This window comes from Acinetobacter sp. CAU_H_60 (genome assembly GCF_058599385.1).
Genome location: NZ_CM178653.1, coordinates 2,626,563 through 2,651,882, shown reverse-complemented (window position 1 = coordinate 2,651,882; position 25,320 = coordinate 2,626,563). Strand labels below are relative to the sequence as shown.

22 protein-coding genes are annotated in these 25,320 nt (G+C 44.8%); 14 read left to right on the top strand and 8 right to left on the bottom strand.

Features of this window, described 5'->3' with window-relative positions:
• The first annotated feature begins 198 nt into the window (after window positions 1–198).
• Window positions 199–1,572, top strand: a complete 1,374-nt coding sequence (gene hemN, locus AC4MBN_RS12605; RefSeq protein WP_491880299.1) for an oxygen-independent coproporphyrinogen III oxidase — start codon at window positions 199–201, stop codon at window positions 1,570–1,572.
• A gap of 121 nt (window positions 1,573–1,693) precedes the next feature.
• Here hemN and ribA read toward each other — a convergent pair whose 3' ends face one another.
• Window positions 1,694–2,296 (bottom strand): GTP cyclohydrolase II, encoded by a 603-nt coding sequence (ribA, locus tag AC4MBN_RS12600; RefSeq protein ID WP_491880298.1) that lies wholly within the window; start codon window positions 2,294–2,296, stop codon window positions 1,694–1,696.
• Window positions 2,297–2,607: 311 nt separating this feature from the next.
• Here ribA and dxs point away from each other — a divergent pair, with 311 nt between their 5' ends.
• From dxs to AC4MBN_RS12560, 8 genes are all read left to right on the top strand, one after another.
• Entirely contained in the window at window positions 2,608–4,518 is a 1,911-nt protein-coding gene (dxs, locus tag AC4MBN_RS12595; RefSeq protein ID WP_491876500.1) for a 1-deoxy-D-xylulose-5-phosphate synthase, read from the top strand.
• A 114-nt stretch (window positions 4,519–4,632) separates the two neighbouring features.
• The gene (locus AC4MBN_RS12590) at window positions 4,633–5,463 is read left to right on the top strand and encodes an inositol monophosphatase family protein (RefSeq protein WP_004786976.1); all 831 of its coding nucleotides are present in this window, start codon (window positions 4,633–4,635) and stop codon (window positions 5,461–5,463) included.
• Window positions 5,464–5,992: 529 nt separating this feature from the next.
• A complete protein-coding gene (locus AC4MBN_RS12585) occupies window positions 5,993–7,825 on the top strand; it encodes a DEAD/DEAH box helicase (RefSeq protein ID WP_180011177.1) in 1,833 nt (610 codons plus the stop codon).
• A gap of 410 nt (window positions 7,826–8,235) precedes the next feature.
• Complete coding sequence (locus AC4MBN_RS12580) at window positions 8,236–9,054, top strand: ABC transporter ATP-binding protein (protein WP_159122639.1); 819 nt, start codon at window positions 8,236–8,238, stop codon at window positions 9,052–9,054.
• On the top strand, window positions 9,051–9,830 hold the full coding sequence (mlaE, locus tag AC4MBN_RS12575) for a lipid asymmetry maintenance ABC transporter permease subunit MlaE (protein ID WP_004786970.1): 780 nt from the start codon (window positions 9,051–9,053) through the stop codon (window positions 9,828–9,830). The genes AC4MBN_RS12580 and mlaE overlap by 4 nt, the downstream gene beginning before the upstream one ends.
• Entirely contained in the window at window positions 9,830–10,507 is a 678-nt protein-coding gene (gene mlaD / locus AC4MBN_RS12570; RefSeq protein WP_419374497.1) for an outer membrane lipid asymmetry maintenance protein MlaD, read from the top strand. The genes mlaE and mlaD overlap by 1 nt, the downstream gene beginning before the upstream one ends.
• Before the next feature lie 18 nt (window positions 10,508–10,525).
• Complete coding sequence (locus AC4MBN_RS12565; protein WP_419364133.1) at window positions 10,526–11,161, top strand: MlaC/ttg2D family ABC transporter substrate-binding protein; 636 nt, start codon at window positions 10,526–10,528, stop codon at window positions 11,159–11,161.
• 12 nt (window positions 11,162–11,173) lie between these two features.
• The gene (locus AC4MBN_RS12560) at window positions 11,174–11,464 is read left to right on the top strand and encodes an STAS domain-containing protein (protein ID WP_166135914.1); all 291 of its coding nucleotides are present in this window, start codon (window positions 11,174–11,176) and stop codon (window positions 11,462–11,464) included.
• A gap of 350 nt (window positions 11,465–11,814) precedes the next feature.
• Here AC4MBN_RS12560 and AC4MBN_RS12555 read toward each other — a convergent pair whose 3' ends face one another.
• The gene (locus AC4MBN_RS12555; RefSeq protein ID WP_159122636.1) at window positions 11,815–12,828 is read right to left on the bottom strand and encodes a CorA family divalent cation transporter; all 1,014 of its coding nucleotides are present in this window, start codon (window positions 12,826–12,828) and stop codon (window positions 11,815–11,817) included.
• Window positions 12,829–12,980: 152 nt separating this feature from the next.
• Between AC4MBN_RS12555 and AC4MBN_RS12550 the strand changes: the two genes are divergently transcribed.
• Together AC4MBN_RS12550 and AC4MBN_RS12545 are read left to right on the top strand one after the other, a co-directional pair.
• Window positions 12,981–13,571, top strand: coding sequence for an LOG family protein (locus AC4MBN_RS12550; RefSeq protein ID WP_491880297.1), 591 nt, complete (start codon window positions 12,981–12,983; stop codon window positions 13,569–13,571).
• A 28-nt stretch (window positions 13,572–13,599) separates the two neighbouring features.
• Window positions 13,600–14,001, top strand: a complete 402-nt coding sequence (locus tag AC4MBN_RS12545; protein ID WP_491880296.1) for an NUDIX hydrolase — start codon at window positions 13,600–13,602, stop codon at window positions 13,999–14,001.
• 1 nt (window position 14,002) lies between these two features.
• Here AC4MBN_RS12545 and AC4MBN_RS12540 read toward each other — a convergent pair whose 3' ends face one another.
• Both AC4MBN_RS12540 and recG read right to left on the bottom strand, forming a co-directional pair.
• Window positions 14,003–14,638: a ComF family protein gene (locus AC4MBN_RS12540; protein WP_491880295.1), complete on the bottom strand. Its 636-nt coding sequence runs from the start codon at window positions 14,636–14,638 to the stop codon at window positions 14,003–14,005.
• Window positions 14,625–16,670, bottom strand: coding sequence for an ATP-dependent DNA helicase RecG (recG, locus tag AC4MBN_RS12535; RefSeq protein WP_491880294.1), 2,046 nt, complete (start codon window positions 16,668–16,670; stop codon window positions 14,625–14,627). The genes AC4MBN_RS12540 and recG overlap by 14 nt, the downstream gene beginning before the upstream one ends.
• A gap of 33 nt (window positions 16,671–16,703) precedes the next feature.
• Here recG and AC4MBN_RS12530 point away from each other — a divergent pair, with 33 nt between their 5' ends.
• Window positions 16,704–17,516 (top strand): NAD(P)H-binding protein, encoded by an 813-nt coding sequence (locus AC4MBN_RS12530; RefSeq protein WP_491880293.1) that lies wholly within the window; start codon window positions 16,704–16,706, stop codon window positions 17,514–17,516.
• Between the two features lie 181 nt (window positions 17,517–17,697).
• Here the strand turns inward: AC4MBN_RS12530 and plsB are convergent, their stop codons facing one another.
• On the bottom strand, window positions 17,698–20,265 hold the full coding sequence (gene plsB, locus AC4MBN_RS12525; RefSeq protein ID WP_491880292.1) for a glycerol-3-phosphate 1-O-acyltransferase PlsB: 2,568 nt from the start codon (window positions 20,263–20,265) through the stop codon (window positions 17,698–17,700).
• Window positions 20,266–20,547: 282 nt separating this feature from the next.
• Here plsB and AC4MBN_RS12520 point away from each other — a divergent pair, with 282 nt between their 5' ends.
• Both AC4MBN_RS12520 and AC4MBN_RS12515 read left to right on the top strand, forming a co-directional pair.
• Entirely contained in the window at window positions 20,548–21,420 is an 873-nt protein-coding gene (locus AC4MBN_RS12520) for an acyl-CoA thioesterase (protein ID WP_004786947.1), read from the top strand.
• Between the two features lie 143 nt (window positions 21,421–21,563).
• On the top strand, window positions 21,564–22,802 hold the full coding sequence (locus AC4MBN_RS12515; protein ID WP_004786945.1) for a dicarboxylate/amino acid:cation symporter: 1,239 nt from the start codon (window positions 21,564–21,566) through the stop codon (window positions 22,800–22,802).
• Here AC4MBN_RS12515 and AC4MBN_RS12510 read toward each other — a convergent pair.
• The 3 genes from AC4MBN_RS12510 to yihA all read right to left on the bottom strand — a co-directional run bounded on the left by AC4MBN_RS12510 (window position 22,799) and on the right by yihA (window position 25,280).
• A complete protein-coding gene (locus AC4MBN_RS12510) occupies window positions 22,799–23,218 on the bottom strand; it encodes a VOC family protein (RefSeq protein ID WP_419374491.1) in 420 nt (139 codons plus the stop codon). The genes AC4MBN_RS12515 and AC4MBN_RS12510 overlap by 4 nt on opposite strands.
• Window positions 23,219–23,315: 97 nt before the next feature.
• Window positions 23,316–24,260 (bottom strand): metal-dependent hydrolase, encoded by a 945-nt coding sequence (locus AC4MBN_RS12505; RefSeq protein ID WP_491880291.1) that lies wholly within the window; start codon window positions 24,258–24,260, stop codon window positions 23,316–23,318.
• Between the two features lie 102 nt (window positions 24,261–24,362).
• Window positions 24,363–25,280, bottom strand: coding sequence for a ribosome biogenesis GTP-binding protein YihA/YsxC (gene yihA / locus AC4MBN_RS12500; RefSeq protein WP_125278969.1), 918 nt, complete (start codon window positions 25,278–25,280; stop codon window positions 24,363–24,365).
• Window positions 25,281–25,320 lie beyond the last annotated feature (40 nt).

Here is a 25,320-nt window from a genome sequence, read left to right as displayed (position 1 = left end):
TAAAATGGCCTAAAAATTAAGGTGTTTTTCTGGATGCTCACCATCTGTAACAACATTCAACCTAATGTTTTAGAGCAATTTGCTTCAGCTCAAATCCGACCAGACTACTAGGTTGAATTCTTTTTTTGAGCTCCGCACAATAACCTCAACAGCGCTCTATGCAGCGCATTAACCTGACTGATAAGGTGGTAGGCATTCATGACTGTGCAGGCAAATTCTCTCATTCAAAAATATAATGTCCCCGGTCCCCGCTACACCAGTTATCCAACCGTACCTTATTGGGAAGATTCAGGATTTTCACTAGAGCTCTGGAAGCAGACACTAAAACGTTCTTTTCAGGAGTCGAATGCGACGGAAGGCATCAGCCTGTATATCCATCTGCCATTTTGTGAAAGTTTATGCACCTTTTGTGGCTGTCATAAACGGGTGACCAAACGTCATGAGGTCGAGCAGCCGTATATACAAGCTGTGCTGAAAGAATGGGATCTGTATTGTGAGTTATTAGAAGAAAAACCCGTCATCAAAGAAATTCATCTCGGCGGTGGGACACCAACGTTCTTTTCAATTGAACATTTAACCCAGCTCATTCAAGGCATTTTGTCCAAAGCCGAGATTGCAGCAGAACATGAATTCAGCTTCGAAGGTCACCCAAACAATACTACGCGTGAGCATTTGCAAGGCTTATATGACCTGGGTTTTCGTCGGGTCAGTTATGGCGTGCAGGATTATAATGAAACCGTACAAAAAGCCATTCACCGGATTCAACCTTATGAAAATGTTAAGCAGGTGACCGAATGGGCACGTGAAATTGGTTATGAATCGATTTCGCATGATCTGGTTTTTGGTCTGCCATTTCAAAGTCTGGAGGATGTCTTAAATACCATCGATCAGACCAATTCACTGTTACCAGACCGTCTGGCCTTATATAGCTATGCGCATGTGCCTTGGATTAAAGGGAATGGCCAGCGCGGTTTTAAAGATGCGGATGTACCCAAAGATGAGATCAAGCGTCAGTGTTATGAAGAGGGTAAAAAGAAGCTTTTAGCGCAAGGTTATCATGAAATTGGTATGGATCATTTTGCACTAGAAAAAGACAGCATGTACCAGTCCTTTCAGTCTGGAACTTTGCACCGCAATTTTATGGGTTATACCGCGTCTAAAACTCAGGTGATGATCGGGCTCGGAATTTCTTCGATTAGTGATAGCTGGTATAGCTTTGCGCAGAATGTGAAAACCATTGAAGAATATTATGAACTGCTAGAGCAAAACCAGATTCCGGTCTTTAAAGGGCATATCCTGACTCAGGAAGACCTGATCATTCGCAAACATATCCTGAATCTGATGTGTTGCTTTACTACTTCTTGGGCAAAACCTGACATGCGATTTGCTGAAATTGATGAAGTTCTAAAGCAGCTTGAGGAAATGCAGCAGGATCAGCTGATCAAAATTGAAGACTCTTCAGTCACGATTTTGGAGAAAGGGAAACCATTTGTACGCAATATTTGCATGGCTTTTGATTTGCGTTTAAAGCGTCGCATGCCGGAGAACCGGATTTTCTCGATGACGATTTAAGAATCCCTCTTAGGATCTTATAAATCCCTCCAAACCTCCCTTTAAAAAAGGGAGGCTTCCCTATACTTATATAAAAGGAAATTTCCCCTCTTTGAAAAAGAGGGGGCAGGGGGAGATTCTTTTAAAAATCTTCCTTCTGATACATATGCGCCATACGCTCATGCTTGGTTTTGAGGTATTGCTCATTGAATGGATTCAGACCCACAGTGAGTGGTACACGGTCCACTACATTAATGCCTTGCTCTTTCAGTGCATCAATTTTTAAAGGGTTATTGGTGATCAAACGAACTGCTTTTACACCTAGATGATCCAGCATGATGCTGCACATATCATATTGACGTGCATCTGCCGGTAAATTCAGCATCAGATTGGCATCGACCGTATCATGTCCCTGGTCTTGCAAGGCGTATGCACGGATTTTATTGGTCAAGCCAATTCCGCGTCCTTCCTGACGTAAATAAAGAATGACACCGCGACCCACTTCATTAATCAGTTTTTGTGTTGCCTGGAGTTGAGGGCCACAGTCGCATTTTAATGAAGCAAAGGCATCACCGGTTAAACATTCAGAATGTACACGGACCAGCACAGGTTCATCACTTGGTTCTTCTAAGCCTTTAGAAAGAGCGACATGTTCTTCGCCAGTTTTAGGGTCTTGAAAAACAGTAATTTTAAATTCACCATGAGCGGTCGGTAATCTTGAAGTTGCGACAAATTTGATAGGCACAGCTGAACCCGTAAAATCCTAATAAAGTAGCTAAAGTATAGCGTAATGCTTAAACATTAGTAGAATTGCTCAGCTGAATTTATGAAGAACATTTTCTTTTTTGTAGAAAGCGAACGATAATAGTTGATAAATAGTAAGATTATTCAGGATAATCGTAGCCTGCAAATTTTTCACCCCGACGAGATCGCTGTTTAATATTGCATCGCTAGAAGCGTAGCTGAATTGAAGCTGCTACAATTCAACTATATGATCGGTTATTCCCCATTGACCTAGCTTAAGATTTTGCCAGGCTTTAGAAGGCTTTGCCATATATGCTGTATACAGAAATACCAACTCAACGCCCTGTAACACCGTTGCTTGATGCGATCGATCATCCTGAGCAACTGCGTGCACTCGAGCAAAGCCAGCTCACACAAGTGGCGGATGAGTTACGTCAATTCATTTTGTATGCTGCGGGTCAGAGTGGTGGACACTTTGGGGCCAATCTGGGTGTGATTGAGCTTACTGTCGCTTTACATTACTGCTTTAATACGCCACATGATCGCCTGATCTGGGATGTGGGTCATCAGGCTTATCCGCATAAGGCGTTGACCGGACGTCGTGAACAGCTCACTACAATCCGTGCCAAAGATGGTCTGGCCGCATTTCCGGCGCGTGAAGAATCCGAATTTGATACTTTTGGGGTAGGGCATTCATCTACCGCAATTTCTGCTGGTCTCGGCATGGCTTTGGCACGCCGTTATCAGAACAACCCGTGCGAAGTCGTATCAATCATTGGTGATGGTGCCATGACAGCAGGTATGGCCTTTGAAGCTATGAATGATGCTGTGGCACATCAGGCTGACCTGATGGTGGTTCTGAACGACAATGATATGTCGATTTCATGTAGTACTGGTGGTTTTGCCAAGCATCTCGCTGCAATCTGGGAACGTGGCGAATTCGTCAATGTGACTGAAGATGGTGAGGCTTATGTACAGCCACATCCGGAATGGCTATATAACTCGCGTTTACATCAAGCTGCAACTGATGCCGCAGATAACCTGTTTAAAGCCATTGGTTTTGACTACTTCGGTCCTTATGATGGCCATGATGTCAAACAATTGGTACACGTCTTTAAAGCCTTGAAAAAACGTAAAGGTCCTCGCCTAATTCATATCTATACCAAAAAAGGTAAGGGCTTTGCGCCAGCAGAATGTGACCAGATTAAATACCATGCGATTAGTAAACTCAATGCAGTTACAGCCCCTAATCCAGCACCGAAATATTCCGATGTATTTGGACAATGGTTATGTGATGAAGCAGCACAGGATAAACGCCTATTGGCGATTACTCCGGCAATGTGTGAAGGTTCAGGCATGGTGCAGTTTGCCAAAGAATATCCTGAGCGTTTCTTTGATGTTGCCATTGCAGAACAGCATGCAGTAACGCTTGCCGCTGGTATGGCTTGTGAAGGTTTAAAACCGGTCGTCGCAATTTATTCAACTTTCCTGCAACGTGGATATGATCAGTTGGTCCATGATGTAGCGCTGCAAAATCTGGATGTGACGTTTGGGATCGATCGTGCCGGTCTGGTTGGTGAAGATGGTCCAACGCATGCCGGTGCCTATGACTATGCCTATATGCGTACCATTCCGAATCTGGTGATCATGGCACCAAAAGATGAGAATGAGTGCCGTCAAATGTTGCATACGGCTTATCTGTATCATGGTCCGGCAGCAGTGCGTTATCCGCGCGGGAATGGACTGGGTGTGGAAATCCAGAAAACCATGACCGAGATGCAGATCGGTCAGGCAGAATTATTGCTCAGCCTGAACGAACAATATGATGAATATGTTTCAATTCTAGCGTTCGGTAGTCGGGTTCAAGCCGCAGTTGAAGCTGCTCAAGTATTTGCCAGCAAGCATGATGTGGGCGTACGCGTAGTGAATATGCGTTTTATCAAACCACTGGATACCAAAATGTTAAACCAGCTGGCTCATTCAACCAGTCTGTTTGTCACTGTTGAAGAACATGCAGTGATGGGCGGCGCAGGAAGTGCAGTGAATGAGTATCTGGCTGAAGCTCAAATCGTTAAACCAATCCTGAATCTAGGTTTAGCGGATAGCTTTATGGCACAAGCAACACATAGCCAGATGTTGCAGCAGGCAGGACTTGATAGCCAAGGCATTGAAAAATCAATCAATGAAGCCTGGTCAAAGCTAGGTCAAAGCGTCCTGTTATAAACTCTTAAAAAGTTTCGACACATTTTTTCCCAAAAAGCCCGGATATTTGCTAAAATATGCGGGCTTTTATGCATTATTCTTTATCAGTATCTTCAAATTTGTAGTGGGTGTTCAATGGAACCTATGGTGGTGATGGCTGCGCGTGCGGCTCAATTAGTTGGTCAAGAGCTTTTAAAAGCGCATCAAAATCGTCATAAACTCGATCTGCAAGTCGAAGAAAAAGGCATTGATGGTCCGGTAACGCGTGTAGATCGTTATCTGGAACAGTTGACCATCGATACTCTACGTAAAAGCTATAAAAATCACAGTTTCCTTGGTGAAGAATTTGGTCTGCAAGAAGGTAAAGGTCACGACGCTGATTGGTGTTGGGTGATCGATCCACTTGATGGCACACTAAACTTTATCAACGGTTTTCCGCATTTCTGTATCTCTATCGCAGTTCAGCACAAAGGTGTAACTCAACACGGTGTTATTTATGACCCGGTGAAAGATGAGCTATTCTCTGCGAGCCGTGGTCGTGGTGCGATGCTGAACCAGCGCCGTATCCGTGTAAATGTTAAAGACAGTCTGAACAATACTTTCCTGGCAGTAGGCCATGCTTACCGTACTAAACGTAACGGTGAAGTAGTCTCTTATGCCAAGAATCATTTTGATGCATTGCTCAATGTAACTGAAGCAGGTGCACAATTCCGTCGTGGTGGTTCAGCTGCCCTGGATCTGGCCTATGTAGCTGCTGGTCGTCTTGATGGTTACTTCGAGCTTGGCTTGAAACCTTGGGATATTGCAGCAGGCGAGTTAATCGTGAAAGAAGCGGGTGGTACTGTGGTTGATGCGCGTGGTGGTAGCGATTCTATGGAAAATGGTCAAGTTTTGGCTTGTTCAATGAAAATGCTGAAACCTCTTATGCAAGCAGTTGTTCCTGCTTGGGGTGAGGCAGCGAAATAATCGGGTTTAACGCCGTAAATCGAATATTAAAAAGGTATCTCTCGGGATGCCTTTTTTATTTTTTGAAAATAATTACGAAATAAATATCTTCATATTTAGATGATTCACAGCCTTGATAAAAAGAAAATTGACCGGCTGGAGAATTAATTACATTTCTTTTCTTGGTTAAGTCTTAGAAATTGATGAAGAAATTAGCAGTTAAACAAAATAATCTGAAAAGCGGATGACTTTATGAATAATCCTGCTATAATCTGCGCACGCACTTAATTTCTGTTCGTTACCTGAACATTTCTCTTCTTATCATTGTGTATGCGCGTGCGGTCCAAAGAGAGGACGATATCTCGCGCCCCAATCGCTAAAGCGATTCCTTCAGGTTATGCCGTAATCATGCGTGCGTTATATCACATCGTCGTTACTCGGATCGCCGCTGAATCATCTCTTTTCAGCGTTTAATTGCTGTACCGCTTTTTGTCGATGTCCATTTGACTTTATTTTTAATGGAGCACCCAATTTCCGGGTGGAATACTCTATGAGCAAAACTTTTGCTGAATTTTCTTTGCATGAATCGTTACAACAAGCCCTTCAAGGCTTAGGTTTTACTACTCCGACTCCTGTACAAGAACAATCTATCCCTGCTGCACTAGAAGGTAAAGACCTTTTAGTATCTAGCCAGACAGGTTCGGGTAAAACCGCTGCGTTCCTTCTCCCAACTTTGAACGCACTTGCTAACCAAGATACTTTCGTACCATTTAAAGAACGTATGAAAGCGGTGACTCAACCAACTATTCTGGTGATTTCACCAACTCGTGAATTGGCACAACAAGTATGCCAAGACGCGATCGCATTTGTACGTCACATGAAAGGTGTTCGTATTGCTGCAATTATGGGTGGTATGCCATTTGGTAAACAAATCCAGCAGTTAAAAGGTGCACAGGTTGTTGTAGCAACTCCAGGCCGTTTACTTGATCTTGTTAACCGTCGTCAAATCAAACTTGACAAAGTTGACTCGCTGATCGTCGACGAAGCTGACCGTATGCTGGATCTTGGCTTCTCTGAAGACCTAGAAGCAATCGGTGACTTGGCTGCAAACCGTAAACAGACACTGATGTTCTCTGCAACTTTCGCTCCACGTATCATTACGCTTGCTGAACGCATGATGAATGAGCCAGAGCGTATTGCAATTGAAACTGGTCACTCTACCAATACTGACATTACCCAGACTTTACACTGGACTGATGGCTTTGAGCACAAGAAAAAACTTCTTACTCACTGGTTAAACGAAGAAGATGTTGATCAGGCAGTGGTCTTTGCTTCTACTCAAGAAGATACAGATATGCTGGCTGAAGAACTTGCTGAAGCAGGTTTATCAGTTGTTGCTCTACATGGTGCGATGCCACAAACCGTTCGTAACCGTCGTCTGCGCAGTATCCGTGAAGGTCGTGCAAAAATCCTGGTTGCAACTGACGTTGCAGCACGTGGTCTAGACGTACCGACAATCTCTCACGTGATCAACTTTGGTCTTCCTATGAAGAACGAAGACTATGTACACCGTATCGGTCGTACAGGTCGTGCGGGCCGTACTGGTAAAGCGATTACTTTAGCGACTTATCGTGAACGCGGTAAAATTCGTGCACTAGAAGACTTCCTTGAAGCTCGTCTAAATGTATCTGAAATTGAAGGTCTTGAGCCATCTCCACCTCCTGCACGCGGTAGTCGTGATGGCGCTGGTCGTGGTCGTGGCGGTCGTCGTGATGGCGGTCGTGGCTTCGGTGGTGGTCGTCGTTTCGAAGGCGAGAGCAACTTCAAACGTCGTGAAGGTGGTGATGACCGTCCACGTCGTAGCTTCGATGACAAACCTCGTGGCGAACGTCCTGCGTTCGGTGGCGAAGATCGTCCACGTCGTGACTTCAACAGCGATCGTCCACGTCGTGAAGGCGGTTTCGGTGATCGTCCACGTCGTGACTTCAATGAAGACCGTCCACGTCGCGAGTTTAACAATGATCGTCCACGTCGTGACTTCGGTGACCGTCCTCGTTTCGAAGGTAATGATGACAACCGCGGTAACCGTGTAGATTACAAACCACGTCGTGAAGGTTCATTTGGTGACCGTCCAAAACGTGATTTCGGTGATCGTCCTGCTCCACGTCGTGAAGGTGGTTTCGGTGACCGTCCAAAACGTGATTTTGGTGACCGTCCAGCACGTCGCGAAGGTGGTTTCGGTGATCGTCCAGCACGTTCATTCGGTGATGACCGTCCAAAACGTGACTTCGGTGACCGTCCAGCGCGTCGCAACTTTGATGACAAGCCACGTGGCGAGCGTTCATTCGGTGAAGATCGTCCACGTCGTAAATTCAATGACTAATTGAATAACGTCTGTAATAAAAAAACCAGCCTGAGTGCTGGTTTTTTTATGCATTGATTTTTTGTTTTTTCAGCATAGAATGCCCACTTCGTCAACTTTTTCTGGATTTATGGTGATTCGTAATCTGAAAGTATCCTTGTATAGTCTTTCATATTATTGAGGGGGTACATGTCCTACATTGCGGTAACTTTGCTTTTGTGCAATCTGATTTATTATGTATATCGTTTTTTAAATGGATCATAGTCTGTTAAAATCGCGTCGAAATAAAATTTTTGATTACTAGAAATATATGGCCAGGCATGGAGCATTATGTTTTCCATGAACTTGACCCTTCATTTTCAAATGCTAACATGTTGAACTTCGTTCTTTTGTCATATGCATGCTGAAAAAATGCAGGAATAAACTCAGCTATGAAAAATCAAACAGCGCAGGATCCTCAGTCTTTGATTGAAGTCAAGAATTTGAGTTTCAAGCGGGGTGAGCGTGTAATTTATGACGATATCAGTTTAAACATTCGTCGTGGACAGATTACTGCCATTATGGGACCTTCCGGAACTGGTAAAACCACTTTATTAAGATTGATCGGTGGGCAACTGACGCCTGAACAGGGTCAGGTTTTACTGGACGGTAAAGATATTGCCAAGATGTCCCGTTCCGAGCTTTTTTCTGCACGTGCACGTATGGGGATGCTGTTTCAAAGTGGCGCTCTGTTTACCGACATGAGCGTCTATGAAAATGTTGCCTTTCCGATTCGTGCGCATACCAGATTGCCTGAACATCTGATTGCTGAAATCGTGGCTTTGAAACTCGAGTCAGTAGGACTACGTGGTGCAGAGCAAATGATGCCTTCAGAGTTGTCTGGTGGGATGAATCGCCGTGTCGCGTTGGCTCGCGCGATTGCACTGGACCCTGAACTGATCATGTACGATGAACCTTTTGCCGGGCAGGATCCGATTGTGATGGGGGTTTTAACCCGACTGATCCGCTCTCTACGTGAAGCACTGGATTTAACAACCATTATTGTTTCGCATGATGTAGCAGAGACTTTATCGATTGCCGATTACATTTATGTAGTCGCTGAAGGCAAAATTCAGGGTGAGGGCACAGCAGAAGAATTGAAAAATCATCCTTCAGCCTTTGTGCAGCAGTTCCTGACCGGTTCGGTTGAAGGCCCGGTAGATTATCAGTTTAGTCATCAGGCTTATTTAAGTGATGAGGTACGTTCATGAATGCCATTGCTGCCTTAGGTAGACGCGTTATTGAACGTGTTCAGGGGATTGGTGTTGCAACACTGATGCTGTTGCAGATTCTCTTTTCCATGCCGACTTGGCTTGGAGTAAAGCTGTTTGTTTATCAAATGTATCGGGTTGGGGTACTGTCACTCTTGATTATTGCGGTATCTGGCCTGTTTATTGGTTCAGTACTCGGTTTGCAGATGTATACCATCCTGTCGACATTCGGTAGTGAAGCGATGCTTGGTACTGCAGTGGCTTTAACTCTGTTACGTGAATTGGCACCTGTGGTTGCTGCCTTACTATTTGCTGGTCGTGCCGGTTCTGCCTTAACCGCCGAAATTGGTCTAATGAAAGCAACCGAGCAATTATCCAGTATGGAAATGATCGGGGTCGATCCCTTAAAACGGGTGATTTCACCACGTCTTTGGGCCGGTATTTTTAGCTTGCCCATGCTCTCAGTGATCTTTGCTGCGGTCGGGATTATGGGCGGAAAAATGGTGGGTGTTGATTTTCTGGGTGCAGATGAAGGCGCTTATTGGAGTGGCATGGAAAGTACCGTGCGATTCTATAAGGATGTCCTGAATGGCACCATTATCAAGAGTTTTGTTTTCGCATTAATTTGTACCTGGATCGCGGTTTATCAGGGTTATGCCTGTGAACCAACATCAGAAGGTATCGCAACTTCTACAACACGTACGGTCGTCTATTCTTCGCTGTGCGTATTAGGTTTTGATTTCGTGTTGACTGCGGTCATGTTCGGAGGTATTTAATGAAATCACGTACTAGTGAGCTGGCCGTTGGTGTTTTTGTCATTCTTTTCGGTATCGCCCTGTTCTTCTTGGCGATGCGTGTCAGCGGTCTGGTAGGCACCAATATTTCTGATAGCTATCAGATGACAGCGACTTTTGAAAATGTAAATGGCATCAAACCACGCGCTAAAGTTGCTTTAAGTGGGGTGAAAGTCGGTCAGGTTGATAAAATTACGCTGGATCCAGTGACCCGTTTAGCCACTGTTCATATGACACTAGATGGCTCTCTGACATCCTTTAATGCCGAGCAGCTCAAGCAGGTTCAGCAGGAAGCCCTGGAAGAGTTACGTTATAGTTCAGACTATACCGCAGCCGATTCTGCGCAACAAAAAACAATGGAAAAACAACTATTAGATAACATGAAATCCATCACCAATATTGATGAAGATGCTTACATTATGGTAGCAACAAATGGTTTATTGGGTGAAAAGTATCTGAAAATTATTCCAGGTGGCGGTCTGACTTACTTGAAACGTGGTGAGCAGATTGCGAACACTCAAGGCACCATGGAAATTGAAGATTTAGTGACGAAATTTATTACCGGTGGTGCCGGAAAATCGTCAGATAGTCAGGAAAGTGCCTCAGAAGAAGCTGCATTTTCAGAAACAACAGATGCAGAACCTGCATTTGTTGAATAACAGATTGAGGAGATTTGAGTGAAGACTTTAGTAAAACAAACGCTTGCTGCAAGCATTCTTTCAACAATGGTTGCTGGTACAGTGTTTGCTGCACCGTCTGAAGCCCCACCTGCTTTTATTAAAAGAGTTGCAGACAATTTGATTGATCGTCTTAAAGCCGATCATGCCAAATTGCAAAATAATCCTGCGCTTGTGAAAACGATTGTTCGTCAGAATCTTGACCCATATATCGATTCACAATCGTTTACCCGGATTGTGATGGGGACTTATGCGACCAATCAGTATAGTACTGCGGCGCAGCGTGCACAGTTTGAAAAGAACTTCCGTGAAACCCTGATTGAAAATTATGGTACGGCTTTCTCTAAGTTCAGTAACCAGACCTACAGCGTTCGTCCTTATAAGGCGACTAACAGCAAAAATCCTGTGGTGACTATCGACTTTAATAACAAAGGCGAGAAAATCCCGGTTGCTTTCCAGCTGGTTGATAAAGGTTCGCAATGGAAAATCCGTAACATTAACGTATCTGGGATTGACCTAGGTCTGCAGTTCCGTAACCAGTTTGCGGCTACAGTAAAACGTAATGGTGGTAACCTGGATAAAGCCATTGCTAACTTCAAGCCAGATGCTGAAGCGGCAATTGACAAGAAAAAATAAGATAGGTGAGCTGTGATTCAATTCAATAATCAGGAACTGCAGGTTTCAGGCAAGATTGACGCTGACAATGCGCAGAACTATTACTTAGATGGTCTGCGTGTCATTCAGTCACAGGACAAGTTTCCTGTGGTAGTTAATCTGGCTGGACTTGAGCAAGGTAGTACTTTGGCTTTGGCTGTTCTGGTGCGCTGGTTGCGCCAGACCCCGCAAGCACGAGGGCTACAGTTTAAAGCGGTTCCTGAGAAAATGATGAAGATCATTCAGGCCTGTCATTTGCAGGATGATTTACAGATCATTCAGTAAATAAAAAAGCACCTTTCGGTGCTTTTTTATTGCCGGTATATTTTAAAAAAAGTTCCTCCCTTTCTCAAAGGGAGGTTAGGAGGGATTAGTTAATTAACCTCTCCCTAACCCTCTCCTGAAAGGAGAGGTAACTTGTATTTTAAAAAAGTGGAGAAATGGGTCTAGACTCGAACTTTAAGCAAATATTGGAAGTCTTTTCTCTCTGAGCGAGATTTAAAGCACTGCCTTAAATCTAAACACAAGAGAGTTAGAGAGGGTTAATTCTGACCTCACCCTTGTGCAGCAGTGCTGCTTATCACCTGAAAGGAGAGGGAAATTCCTCCCCTAATAAGGAGAAATTAGGAGGGATTCTAAATCCACTTCTTCCATCTAAAGTAAATCAATGGTCCAATCAGGAAGCCCATAATAATAATGTTCACCATCACAAAGCTCATCGAACCTTGAGCGAAAGGCAAGACATCAGTGTTCATCCCGTAAATACTGGCAATCAGCATGGGTGGTGCGAGCATACTTGGTAAAATCGAGAAGCGACGGATCGTATCATTCTGTTCAGTGTTAATGAATCCGGACGTGGTATCCAGCAAGAATCGGACTTTCTGGAACAGGAAGGCATCGTGTTCGACCAGTGAGCGAACATCTTCACTAAGTTCTCGAATATCTGCATCATAAATATGACTGCCTAAGGCACGTGGCCGTGACAGGAAGGTAAGTACCCGGCGTAAATCGATCAGACAGAGCTGGGCTTTTCCGAGCATATCTTCCAGTTGGGCCAGACGGGTAATCATGTCATCCAGATCCAGGATCTGTTCACGATGCCGGTTATTCAGAACTTCGGTTGAGTATTTTTCCAGATCCTTATGTACATCTTCCAGAATATCAGCCAACTCATCCAGTTTGGCTTCGAGTAAACCCAGCAGAATCCAGGTTGGATCTTTATAGTCAATATCGTAATCATTGCGACGCGCACGGGCACGAAAGGCACGGAAAGCTACCAGCTTTTCACCGCGCAGGGTAAAGAGCCGGTCTTTATGCAAGATGAAAGCAACTGTCTGAACCGTTGCAAGGATGCTGGCATCATCCTCATGTTCACTTTCGACCTGATAATTTTTATTTTTCGTTAAGAAATAGGTACTGATGTGCAAAATACCGTCATCATCACGGTAAAATCGGGCACTCGAAGAAATATCTTCCAGAGATTTTAAAGTGGGCAGGTTTTGCTCATAGGCATCCAGAATCCATTGCTGTTCTTCCTGTGAAGGCGCAATTAAATCTATCCAAACCAGTTCCGGATGCAGGTCGAAATCACCATTGATGGTGGCATCTTCTAGGCTACCGCGCTCTGTGGCGTAAAAGGCTTCAAGCATGCTGTCTTTTCTCCCTTGCGCAGTATGTTAATCTAAATGCGTGTATTTTAGACAAGGAATTGAATAAAAACACTGATTGTGCAGTTATTTTTGAAAAAAAACTCTCAGGCGCTGCCTGCGTACTATATACCGGCAATGCAATGGTGAAAATGATGAATTCTATCGCAATTTTCTGTGGCTCAGCGCTAGGTTCTGAACCTGGTTATAAACAAATTGCCGAAAAGGTAGGTCAAACCCTGGCAAAAAGACAGCAAACATTGATTTATGGTGGTGGTCGTTCCGGATTAATGGGCATTATAGCGGATAGTGCCCTGGCTGCAGGGGGCGAGGTCATTGGTGTCATTCCAAGACCCTTGGTGAATCGTGAATTGGCGCATCCGCATATTACCAAGCTGTATGTGGTCGATAATATGCATGAGCGTAAGACCAAAATGTCAGAACTCTCCGATGGTTTCATTGCCATTCCGGGTGGGGCGGGAACACTCGAGGAAATTTTTGAACAATGGACTTGGGCACAGCTCGGGATTCATAAAAAGCCTTGTGCTTTTCTCAATGTCGATGGCTTTTATGATGATTTGCTTAAATTTATTCAGATGACTACAGATAAAGGTTTTACCAAGCCACGTTTTACTGAATCCCTGATCGTGAGTGATGACTTCGAAGAAATTTTGCAGAAATTTCAAGACTACCAGCCGCCTGAAGCAAAATGGGGTATGGTCGATCAGGAAGATCTCGTAAAATAAATACTTCCCATTTGATCGTTCCGAATTCATGAAAATTATTACCGTCGCAGCTGCCATTATTTTGAATTCAGATCAGCAGCTGCTGGTGGTTCGTAAGAAAAATACTGACTGTTTTATGCAAGTGGGTGGCAAGCTGGAACCAGATGAAGCACCTGAACAAACTATGCTACGTGAAATTCAGGAAGAAATTGGCTGTCAGGCTGAGATTCAGCAATTTATCGGGCGTTTTGAAACTCAAACTGCTAACGAGCCGGATCATCAACTGGTCAGTTATGTTTATCTGGTGCAATTAGATGGGGAACCACATATTGAGGCTGAGATTGCCGAAATGAAATGGGTGGATCTGGATCGGGAAGATGTGAAACTTGCACCACTAACTACAGAAATTGTCATACCTTGGGTTAAAAAGAACTTACTGGTACAAGCCTGATTTAAAGTTTGGCTCCTGCTAGACAGGCGGCATAAATCTGCTGACAGCCCAGTTTTTCCAGTTGCTGGGTTAAAGCTCGAATTGAGCTGCCAGTCGTAACCACATCATCAATAATTAAAACCTTACGATAACGGACTTTTGAAGAGGTAGTGACCCTGAACTGGGCTTCAATGTCTTCGATACGTTCCAAACGGCTTAAGCCTTTTTGTGAATGTTGCTTGAGTCGTTCAATGGGCTGCCAGATGGGAACTTGTAAGTGTTTGGCAACATGTTTGGCCAGTAATAGGGATTGATTATAGCCACGTTCGACCAGCCGTTCGGTTGAAATCGGCATAGGAACCACTGCACTGACTTTAGGAAATTTTAAAGTCAGTAATGCACCTGCCAATAATGGTTCTAGATGCAGCTTTTGCTCATATTTAAATAATTGAATCAGGCGATCCATCGGGTAGGCATAGTCACACGCCACCTGAAACTGCATTTCCTGACGCTGAATAGTCTGATGTGCCCAAGGCAATTGTTGCCAGCAATCCTGACAAACAGAATGCAGATTTTGATAATCTGTCTGGCAAAGCTGACAAGGCTGTAAACGATTCAGCCAGTGTTTTCCCTGTTGGAGCAGCTTAAACATAGGCATAGCGTGGAGCCTCAGGTAACCAGCGTTTTAATAATGCATCCGCCTGTTTCGGATAATCTTTCAACATCTGCTGGGCGACATAATGGGCCTGATTCAGCAAGTGATCATCACGTTCCAGCTTGGCTACACGGAAACCCATATCACCGGTCTGTTTGGTTCCTAATAATTCACCCGGACCACGTAATTCCAGGTCTTTCTCGGCAATGATAAAACCATCATTGGTTTCGCGCATGATGCGTAGACGTTCCTGACCATTTTGTGACAATGGGTTTTTATAGAGCAGGGCACAGAAACTGGCTTTGGCACCACGACCCACCCGGCCACGCAGCTGATGTAGTTGTGACAGGCCGAGACGCTCGGCATTTTCAATCACCATAATGGAAGCATTCGGGACATCGACTCCGACTTCAATCACGGTAGTGGCAATCAGTAGCTGCAGTTTATTGTCTTTGAATTCCTGCATGACTGCCTGTTTTTTATCAGCTTTCATCTTGCCATGTACCAGACCGATATTCAGTTCAGGGAAGCGTTCCTTGATCTCGGCAAAGGTCGCTTCTGCGGCTTGAGCATCCAGCGTTTCAGACTGTTCTACCAAGGTACAGACCCAATAGGCCTGTTTACCTTCAGCACAATTCGTGGCAATACGTTGCAGAACCTCTTCACGGCGCTCCAGTGGAATAGTCACAGTCTGGATCGGAGTACGACCCGGTGGGAGTTCATCAATAATTGACGTATCCAGATCTCCATAGGCTGACATAGCAAGCGTGCGTGGAATCGGGGTTGCGGTCATGACCAGTTGATGCGGCGACATGCCATCTAAGCCTTTATTTCTCAAGGCTAAACGTTGATCGACCCCAAAACGATGCTGCTCATCAATAATCACTAAGCCCAGTTTGGCAAACTCGACATTTTCCTGAAACAGGGCATGAGTTCCTACCACCAGATGCGCGCTGCCATCACGGATCACTTGCTCTGCTGCAGCACGCGCTTTACCTTTCTGCTTCCCGGAAAGCCAGGCAACATTTAAACCGAGTGGTTCGAACCAGCGCTTGAAGTTGAGGTAATGCTGTTCGGCCAGAATTTCAGTGGGTGCCATCAGCGCGACTTGCCAGCCTTCTTCTAGGGCATGACAGGCTGCTACACCGGCCACCAAGGTTTTACCGGCGCCTACATCACCCTGCACCAGACGCAGCATCGGTTTATTCTGCTTCAGGTCTAGGGCAATTTCTTTGGATACGCGTTTTTGTGCACCCGTCATTTCAAAAGGCAAACCGGCCAAAAGCTGTTTGGCATAGGTCTTACTTGGTGAAAATGAGGGAGCTTCAATCTGCTGAATAAAGGCACGCCGGGTCAGTAAACTGATTTGATGTGCCACCAGTTCCTCAAAAATCAGACGCTGCTGTGCCGGATGTGAGCCTTGGGTCAGCTGCAACATATTGGCATCCAGCGGCGGATGATGAATATATTCCAGTGCCTGTTTCAGGCCATAACCATTGCTAAATTTTTGTGGCAACAGTTCAGGTAAATCATCACTGTGCAGCTCTAGTGCCTGTTTAATATATTCCCGTAGCTTGGGCTGAGTCAGTCCTTCGGTTGCCGGATAGATCGAGGTGAGTTGGGTATGAGGCAAAGGTGTATGTTCAGTAATCACTTGCAGTTCTGGATGATACATTTCCAGACCACGGGCACCGACTCGCACTTCACCAAAGACTCTTAAACGGTTACCAAGCTTGCAGCGATCGGTAATGCCTTTATAAATATGATAAAAGCGCAAAGTGACTTTGCCAGAATCATCATCCAGTAACACCGCCATGGATTTACGTTTACCGGGTGGGAAATCAACCCCTTTCACGACACCTTCCAGCAAATAGCTGCGTCCCACCGTTAATTGATTCATGGGAATGATCGTGCTACGGTCTTCATAGTCACGTGGTAGATGAAAAAGCAAATCATCAGTATTAAAGATATTTAGTTTTTCGAGTAAAGCAGCGGCGGCATTGCCAACGCCTTGTAACTGATGGACTGCAGCCATGTCCCCTCAACCAGGTCTGTGATTCGGTGTCGAATGCATATTTTATTTATTGGTTATGGTAAAACATCCGAGCGGGTAGCTAAACAATTATTTGAGCAAGGTCATCAAATTAGCACAATTAGCCAAAGTCCCAAAACAGATTCATTCGCAACTCATCTGATTCAGGATGTGCACACACTAGATTTAAGTACAGTCGCTCCGATTGATTGGGTCTATGTGTTACTCAGTCCCAAACAGAGGGGTGTCGAAGCCTATCAGCATACTTATCTGGATTCGGTTCAGCCAATCGTCACTGCCTTGAAATCCCATCCGGTAAAAAGAATTGTGGTGGTTTCATCAACCCGGGTTTATGGACAGAATGCAGGTGAAAGCGTGGATGATGAAACTGAAATTCATCCGAATGATGTTCAAGGTGAAATTCTGCATCACATGGAACAGGTGTATCTCGCCGCTTATCCTGATCAATGTACCATTATCCGCCCAAGTGGGATTTATGGGACTTCTGTGGCACGTATGCAGAAAATGGCAGCATCGATGACCAGCTACCCAAATCTGCATTGGTCGAATCGGATTCATATTGAAGATTTATCACGTTTTCTAGCTCAGATGATTCACGTGGAACATCCTGATTCTTCATATATTTTGAGCAATAATCAGCCAAGACTTCTGCATGAAGTCCTGCAATGGTTCCAGCAGCAAATGGGTTTACCTATATTGAAAGTCGAAAGTGACAGGGTGACGGGTAAAAAGCTGTATGCCACAAGAATGGAGAAGATAGGTTTTGAGTTAGAGCATCAGGATTGTTTTCAGGATTATTTAGAGTTGATGAATAAGACTGATTTATAAATTTGGAAGTTCCTCCTCCCTCTGGGAGGAGGTTAGGAGGAGGGTTTTTTAAATCACCTCTCCCTTGCGCAGCAGTGCTGCTCATCTCCTAAAAGGAGAGAGAATATCTATTATTTTTATTAATTCTCAAGCAAAAAAAGAGAGGCCAAAACCTCTCTTTTCCTTTACTTAAACTTAAACACTATTTCTTTTTACGTTTCGCACGTTTCTTGGCCTGTTCAGCCGCAACCGCATCTAGTGCTTCTTTCAACTCTTCATCGGTAAAGGAGGTGATGTGATGCAGCATTTGCAGCTTCACTTCATCCAGTACCAGATCTGCATACTGCGCAACATTGGTCAGCTGCTCATCATAGACAATGGCATTGTCATCGTTGGTACAAATATAGCCTTTTTGCGTCAGAACTTTGATAAAGCTTTGGAATAAGGCTTTGTCAAAAAATTCTGGTGAGTTGAATTCATACAGTACAGAAAGGCGTTGCCCCACCAGATGACTCAGTTCTTCTACCTGACGGGTTGAAATGTTGCCTGGGCCACGCTGAGTAATTAAAGCCAGCGTCATATAGTAACGTTCCAGACTTTGGGTCACTGGGGCGGCCAGAACCTCAAGCTGGTGATGCGCTTCAGTATTTGGTGCTGGAGCCACCAGATTTTCACCATCTTCACTGATCAGGTTAGTTGCAAGTAAAGCATCGATATAAGCATCAACGTGTTGCTGAATTTCGTCTTCTTTCCATTTCAGGAATAGCTCGGCTTTCAGGAATGGATAGAGTGTACTGCTGGCATTGATCGCATCTTCACGGCGAATCATGCCATTGTGCTCTACCAGTGCCGCAATCAGGGACGGCAACACAAAGCTATGCACGATATTATTACGGAAATAGGTCAGTAGTACCGCTTGATTATCTTCAATCGCAATGATATCGCCCAGAACGTGTTTCACCCGTTTAATCAGCTTGAGCTTCATTGCATAGGCAATAATCTCTTTACCTGAAAGTGAGGTAATTTGCATACGCTCATCATAAGGTAAAGCCACCAGCAGATTACGGTAGGTATCCAGCTGCTTGATACAGATTTCTTCGTCCAGCGTATGTTTCGGTGTTGCCAATAAAATAAGTGACAGCAGTGAAACCGGATTCACCACGACTGCACGGTTGATATTTTCCAGAATGGCTTGGGCAGAACTGTTGACTGCGTCGGATACCGGCTGCGGAATCGGATCATCATTCTTTTCAATTTTGATATGTTCTGCACCGTGCTGTTTCAGGATGTCATCCAGAAATACTGGTTCACCGAAATTCAGATGGACCTTGCCAAAAATACGTTCAATTTTGCGCAAGGTTTTCAGGATGCCAAAAATAGATTCCGCTTCTTTCGGCTTGCCGTTCATCTCACCGACATAAGTACCACCTTCCATCAGGCGTTCATAGCCGATATAAGTCGGAACGAAGACAATTGGCTTAGCTTTGCCACGTAAATGACCATGTACGGTCATCGCCAGCATGCCGGTTTTTGGTGGCAGCAGACGACCGGTACGTGAACGGCCACCTTCGATAAAGTATTCCAGTGGGGTATTACGCGACAGCACGCTATACAGATATTCTTTAAATACGGTGGTATAGAGTGCATTACCGCGGAAGGTACGACGGATAAAGAAAGCACCGCCACCGCGTAAGATCTGACCCACAAATGGCATGTTCAGGTTATCGCCCGCTGCAATATATGGCACCATCAGGCCACGACGATAAATCACATAAGACAATAATAGGTAGTCGATATGACTGCGGTGACATGGCGTATAGACAATTTCATAATCTTTGGCCAGTTCACGCACGGTACTGAAATTATGCACTTCCACGCCGTCATAAAGCTGGGTCCATAAACGGGTCAGGGCTTTATCGGCAAAACGTACAGTCGAATGAGAATAATCTGATACAATTTCATTCAGATAACCAATCGCACGACGTTCTGCTTCCAGCATGCTGATTTTGCTGCGGATGCTTTCGTTACGAATAGCCGCTTGTACATCCGGCGATTTAATCAGGCCATGCATCACATTACGGCGATCTGACAGGTCAGGGCCGAGAATCACTTCACGCTGTGCATCCAGATAATCATTCAGACGGCTGACAATATAGGTCGCTGGTGCTGAATTTGGATAAGTTTCTTTGGCAAAGTCCATGAGGGCACGTAAAGATTGCGGCTCATGAAACTCCAAATAAGACTGGCGGCCATGCAGACCGATATTAACCAGCTGTTTGACCCGACTTGGCGTAGACCAGGTATCAGTAAATAACAGTTTAAACCAGGAATCTTCTTTTTCAGGATCACGACCCCAGAGCACAGTGACCGGTACCAGTTCCACGTCTAGTTCAGGATTTTTTTCCAGTACTTCAATCAGACGTAACAGACGTGGTGGAAAGGCATGTGGTGGTGAGCTAAGCAGATTATTCTCATCATGGTGCTGTAGGAATAGAACCGAAGCCTTTTCCTTGCTGTCACCAATCTGTAGAGGATCGAGCGCAGGTGGCATATTTAAACGGCGAGTTTCTGCATCAACTACCAGCGCATTACTGCGTGAATGATTCTGCAAGATATAGCAGACAATTTTCTGCTGCGCTGCCGGAATCTGGTCAGCAGTAGGAGTTGTCACTTCACTTGGTACTTCCCCAAGAACATGCGGGGTGACCACAAGATCAAGTAGCTTACTTGAAAGCTTGCGATACATTTGACCAAAGCCACTCTTGGACATAGTTACTCCTAATTTTACTGACCAAAACTACAGAATTTCTGAGGGAATTTATTTTGATTGATTATAAAAACAAACAATATGTCATTTTCTGACAAATTCAATCGAAGTGGTTCAATTTTAGCGCGAAAGTAGATGTTTTTCCTAGTAAGTTGCAAGAGCAGTTGACAGAACAGTCAATCAATCTTTAGAAGATTGCTTGGATTTTATGGCAGAATATTCAGAATAAATTGTATAGATTTATTTCTACACTTCTGGATCTTGCCAATATCACACAGGTTGCTTATGAATGCCTTAACACAGGAACTGGTCGAGCTGCTCAGTTTAGAAAAGTTAGAAGAAAATATTTTCCGGGGAATTAGCCGTAATCTGGTAGGCAAGCGCGTATTTGGTGGGCAGGTCTTGGGACAGGCCCTACGTGCTGCGTCTTATACTACAGATCGTCCTGCGCATTCATTGCATGCCTATTTCCTGTTTGGTGGAGATGTCAACGCACCGATCATTTATGAAGTGGATCGTATCCGTGATGGAAAAAGCTTTGTCAGCCGTCAGGTCCGCGCCATTCAGCATGGCCGTACCATTTTCATGTGTATGGTTTCTTTTGCGCATCAGGAAGAAGGCCTGAACTATCAGATTTCAGAACCTGAATATCCACCGGCAGAAAGTCTAAAAAATGAAGCGGAACTCACCCGGCAGATTATCGAATTTATTCCGGAAAACGTGCGTGCGTCTTTCATGCGTGACCGTCATGTCGAAATTCGCCCTGTAATGCCAGTGAATCCATTCCAGCCGCAACCGGAAGCGCCGAATTATGCGCACTATATCCGTACTCATGGAAAGATCGCTGCAGAAGTGGATGAGATTTCCCTGCATCAGGCGATTGCAGCTTTCTATTCAGACTTTACCTTAATGACCACGGCCCTTCGTCCGCATGGTTTAAGTTATCTGTCTCCAAGCTTGCAATGTGCCAGTATTGACCATGCCATGTATTTCCATAAACCATTCCGGGTAGATGAATGGATGTTATACGACATGGATGCTACTCAAAGTGCCAGTTCACGTGGTCTGAACTTTGGCCGCATGTGGCAAAATGGTGAGCTGGTCTGCAGTACCACACAAGAAGGCCTGATCCGTTTACGTGAAATTGAAACCCAGTAAAGCATACTTTTAATTTAAATAAAGCCGGATTCCAGATCCGGCTTTATACCTTTTTAAGCACGGCTCTTTATAAAAAATTACTCGATTCTCCAGCACTTGCATGGCATAGTGCCCTTAAGATCAATATTAAAAATGCATGTAAAATGAGCTTAAATACGCAGATTTTAATTGCCGCCGTATTGGGGGTACTGTTTGGATTTTTACTGACTTTATTTCCGCAAAGCACATTTTTTGATGTCGGCCTGTACGGGATTGGAATCGCCAGCAGCCTTTTTATTGGTCTGCTGAAAATGATTTTGATCCCCCTGATTTTTACCTCAATCGTGGTTGGAGTGTCTAATCTGCAGGCGGGGGGACAGCTGAGTCGAACCTGGAAAATCACCCTATTATGCTGCGTGACCACCACCTCATTGGCACTGATTTTAGGGCTAACCTGTGCACATCTGTTTAATGTGGGGAGAGGTGTGGATGTGGTGATGTTTCAGGATGCCATGGCTCAGCATCAAACGCCTGATACTTTAACGCCGTCGTCTTTCTTTACTAATTTTATTCAGAATACCCTGATCAATCCCTTTAAGGCCTTTGCTGACGGTAATGTCCTAGCTGTTGTAATTTTTGCTCTGTTTATCGGTGTGGCTTTGGTCGCAGGTGGAGATAGCTTCCGTACTGTGCGTAAGCTCAGTCACCAGTTTTTTGACATCATGATGTTGATGATTGGCTGGATCATGAAACTGGCACCGATTGGGATTTTTGCACTACTCGCCAAGTTAATTGCCACTGAAGATATTTCAGTACTGAGCCGTTTGGCTGAGTTTGCGGCAGTCGTGACAGGCACCACAATTTTTCATGGGATAGTGGTGTTGCCGTTATTGCTATGGATCTTCGGAAAAATGAATCCGCTGACCTTTTTTAAAGGTACCCGTAGTGCATTAATTACTGCCTTTGCCACCAGCTCCAGTTCGGCAACCATGCCGATTTCTTTAAAGTGCGCGCAGGAAAATCTGGGGGTACGTCCGCAAACAGCTGGTTTTGTGATTCCTCTTGGCACACAGCTGAATATGGATGGAACGGCACTTTATGAAGCTGCAGCAGCTTTGTTTATTGCTAATCTGATGGGGCTGGATCTAACCTTAGGTCAGCAGCTGGTGGTTTGTGCCACGGCAATGATTGCGTCCCTAGGTGCACCGGGCATTCCAAGTGCCGGCATGGTCACTATGATCATGGTACTGCAATCAGTGGGTTTACCTGCTGAAGCGATTGCGATTTTACTTCCGATTGACCGTCTACTCGATACGGTACGTACAGTAGTGAATGTACAGGGCGATATGATGATTAGTGTGGTGGTAGATCGACATACCCGCGAGCCTGAAGTACCAGTTTAATCTATGTCAAAATCCGGGTTCCAGACAACTTCCCAGAGATGACCATTGGGATCCTGAAAATAACCTGCATATCCGCCATAAAAGGTGGTGTGTGCAGGTTTGATAATTTTAGCGCCGGCACGTTCAGCCTGTGCCATTGCCTGATCGACTTCTAATGGGCTATAGACATTATGCCCCAGAGTCATTTGCGTCGGACAGATTGGGCTTGGCTCCAGACCGGTATCTTGCTGGATACTACGCTGTGGCCATAAGGCAAGCTTAAGACCAGGTCGTAACTGAATAAAAGCCACCGTGCCATATTCAAACTCTTCCCCCATAATTCCTTCACTGGGAAAACCCAGTCCGTCACGGTAAAAGCGTAGTGAAGCTTCCAGATCGAGTACACCGAGGGTAATCACAGAAATCCGTGCTTGCATAAGTCCCTCCTGATTATGATTGTAATATTTCTATCTTAGGATAAATAAAAAGCAGGGGAGTGATCCCTGCTGTTAGAAATTATAATAATAGGCAAGCTTAAGCGACTTTGAGAGTAGCACGTTTGGCTGCCTGTGAATGGTTGAGATAATGCAGCGCATCATCGGTACTGCCTTCATGCACCGGATCATACCAAGGCATTAGGTAACCGAGCTGTTGGGATACTAACCACAGCGGGTTAGGTAGAAGGCGGTTATCTAACTGGGAAATACGCAACCATTCTTTCCAAATCCAAGGTTTATATACGGCAGGTTTAAGTGGCTTAAAGCGTGGATCCTGTGCCATTAAATGTGCAGCACCATCTACCCAAAGGCCAATTACACCAATAATGACCACCACACTTAGATAATAACGGGCAATATAGCCGCCGCCCAGGTGACGATATAAATCAAAAGCCACACTACGATGCTCGATTTCTTCAGCACCATGCCATTTCACCAGATCCAGCATATTCGGATCAGCACCCAGACGTTCCCATTCAGTATTGTAGAGTGCGTATTTACCCAGGACACAGGTCATATGTTCTACTGTCGCAATGATACCGAGACGAAACAGATCCCATTGGTGTTCTAGGATTTTAGGGATTTTGAGACCGAATGGCTGATCGGCGAGCAGCTTGTTAAATAGGAAATGCATGATGTCCAGATTGCGCTGGATATCAATCTGACGTTCAGATAAATATTCTTTATTGGCCGAATTATGTGCCTGGGCATGCATGGCTTCCTGACGGATAAATGCCTGTACATCATGCTTTAATTTTTCGTCAGTGATCTGGGGGAGGACTTTGTTATATAAACGGCAGAACCAGAGTTCACCCGCGGGCAGAATATTGTTAATTTCATTGACGAAGTAACTGGCAAAGGGCTGATCAGGAATCCAGTCGACCGGAGTATCTTGCCATTCAAAGCTGACTTTGCGAGGCTGGATAAAATAGGAAATGGAAGAGCCAATTCTTGTTGTTTTGAAGCGCGAAAGTAAAGACATGGTGTGAATCCATCACTGCTTGATCAAGACAGTATGAAAAAAATATCCCGAATTGCAGCAGGCAATACGGGACATTCTTTTATCCGATGAAACACATTCGGCTTATTTTTGTGGATCCTGTTCGACAATCTTTGTTGGATCGACTTCCACAGGCGCGTCCAGATCATTCAGTTCACTGGCACTGACTTCATGAGCGCTGTTGGTCTCATCTTCATCTTCTAATAATTCAATTGGTTCATCAGCTTCGTTTAAATCATGCATTGAAGCTTCAGGAATGCTGTCCAGATCAAATTCAGGTGCTTGATTCAAAGTGAAGTTCAAACGCCCGCCCATCACACTGGCCAGTTCTTCCAGACCTTGCTTGTTTAGAGAAGAAAACAGTTGAATCGAGAAATCCAGCTTCATCTTTTTCAGTTTGGCTTTCACTTCTTGTAGCGCTTTCGAAGCGGGGCCACGGTTCAGCTTGTCGGCTTTGGTCAGCAGCACATGTACGAATAATTTACGTGAATACGCCCATTCCAGCATCATCACATCAAAGTGTTGTAGCGGATGACGGATATCCATCAGCAGCACCAGACCTTGCAGGCTCTTGCGGTGAATCAGATAGTTTTCCAGTTCTTTCTGCCAGACAATTTTCATGGCTTCAGGGACAGCGGCGTAGCCATAACCCGGCAAATCGACCAGACGCTGATCCGGATTGCCAAGGCTAAAGAAGTTGATCATTTGGGTACGGCCTGGTTTTTTAGAAGCACGGGCCAACTGTTTCTGATTGGTCAGGGCATTGATGGCACTCGATTTACCCGCATTGGAACGGCCAGCAAAAGCCACTTCATAACCGGTATCTTCTACACACAAGCTGAGCTTGGGTGCACTCATCAGGAACTCAGCTTTGCGTAACCAGTTGAGGGCTTGTACCGAATATTCAGTAATGGCTGGATCGACCTTTTTTTCATAGCTGATCTTTTGCTTTGGGGCATTTGATGCCTTACTGTTTTTCGACTTTCCTCTGCTGTGATGCATGGCTCAACTTCAATGACTAATTATACAAGAAGCTATTATA

What these genes read in the sequence shown, in the direction of transcription:
- AC4MBN_RS12555 (WP_159122636.1), bottom strand. Translation starts at nt 12,828, where the DNA reads ATGCTTGAAGCCTTTTACGCCACAGAGCGCGGTAGCCTAGAAGATGCC.
- hemN (WP_491880299.1), top strand. Translation starts at nt 199, where the DNA reads ATGACTGTGCAGGCAAATTCTCTCATTCAAAAATATAATGTCCCCGGT.
- recG (WP_491880294.1), bottom strand. Translation starts at nt 16,670, where the DNA reads ATGGCTGCAGTCCATCAGTTACAAGGCGTTGGCAATGCCGCCGCTGCT.
- mlaD (WP_419374497.1), top strand. Translation starts at nt 9,830, where the DNA reads ATGAAATCACGTACTAGTGAGCTGGCCGTTGGTGTTTTTGTCATTCTT.
- plsB (WP_491880292.1), bottom strand. Translation starts at nt 20,265, where the DNA reads ATGTCCAAGAGTGGCTTTGGTCAAATGTATCGCAAGCTTTCAAGTAAG.
- AC4MBN_RS12520 (WP_004786947.1), top strand. Translation starts at nt 20,548, where the DNA reads ATGAATGCCTTAACACAGGAACTGGTCGAGCTGCTCAGTTTAGAAAAG.
- AC4MBN_RS12510 (WP_419374491.1), bottom strand. Translation starts at nt 23,218, where the DNA reads ATGCAAGCACGGATTTCTGTGATTACCCTCGGTGTACTCGATCTGGAA.
- yihA (WP_125278969.1), bottom strand. Translation starts at nt 25,280, where the DNA reads ATGCATCACAGCAGAGGAAAGTCGAAAAACAGTAAGGCATCAAATGCC.
- AC4MBN_RS12580 (WP_159122639.1), top strand. Translation starts at nt 8,236, where the DNA reads ATGAAAAATCAAACAGCGCAGGATCCTCAGTCTTTGATTGAAGTCAAG.
- AC4MBN_RS12590 (WP_004786976.1), top strand. Translation starts at nt 4,633, where the DNA reads ATGGAACCTATGGTGGTGATGGCTGCGCGTGCGGCTCAATTAGTTGGT.
- AC4MBN_RS12550 (WP_491880297.1), top strand. Translation starts at nt 12,981, where the DNA reads ATGAATTCTATCGCAATTTTCTGTGGCTCAGCGCTAGGTTCTGAACCT.
- AC4MBN_RS12505 (WP_491880291.1), bottom strand. Translation starts at nt 24,260, where the DNA reads ATGTCTTTACTTTCGCGCTTCAAAACAACAAGAATTGGCTCTTCCATT.
- AC4MBN_RS12545 (WP_491880296.1), top strand. Translation starts at nt 13,600, where the DNA reads ATGAAAATTATTACCGTCGCAGCTGCCATTATTTTGAATTCAGATCAG.
- AC4MBN_RS12530 (WP_491880293.1), top strand. Translation starts at nt 16,704, where the DNA reads ATGCATATTTTATTTATTGGTTATGGTAAAACATCCGAGCGGGTAGCT.
- dxs (WP_491876500.1), top strand. Translation starts at nt 2,608, where the DNA reads ATGCTGTATACAGAAATACCAACTCAACGCCCTGTAACACCGTTGCTT.
- AC4MBN_RS12540 (WP_491880295.1), bottom strand. Translation starts at nt 14,638, where the DNA reads ATGCCTATGTTTAAGCTGCTCCAACAGGGAAAACACTGGCTGAATCGT.
- AC4MBN_RS12585 (WP_180011177.1), top strand. Translation starts at nt 5,993, where the DNA reads ATGAGCAAAACTTTTGCTGAATTTTCTTTGCATGAATCGTTACAACAA.
- AC4MBN_RS12515 (WP_004786945.1), top strand. Translation starts at nt 21,564, where the DNA reads ATGAGCTTAAATACGCAGATTTTAATTGCCGCCGTATTGGGGGTACTG.
- mlaE (WP_004786970.1), top strand. Translation starts at nt 9,051, where the DNA reads ATGAATGCCATTGCTGCCTTAGGTAGACGCGTTATTGAACGTGTTCAG.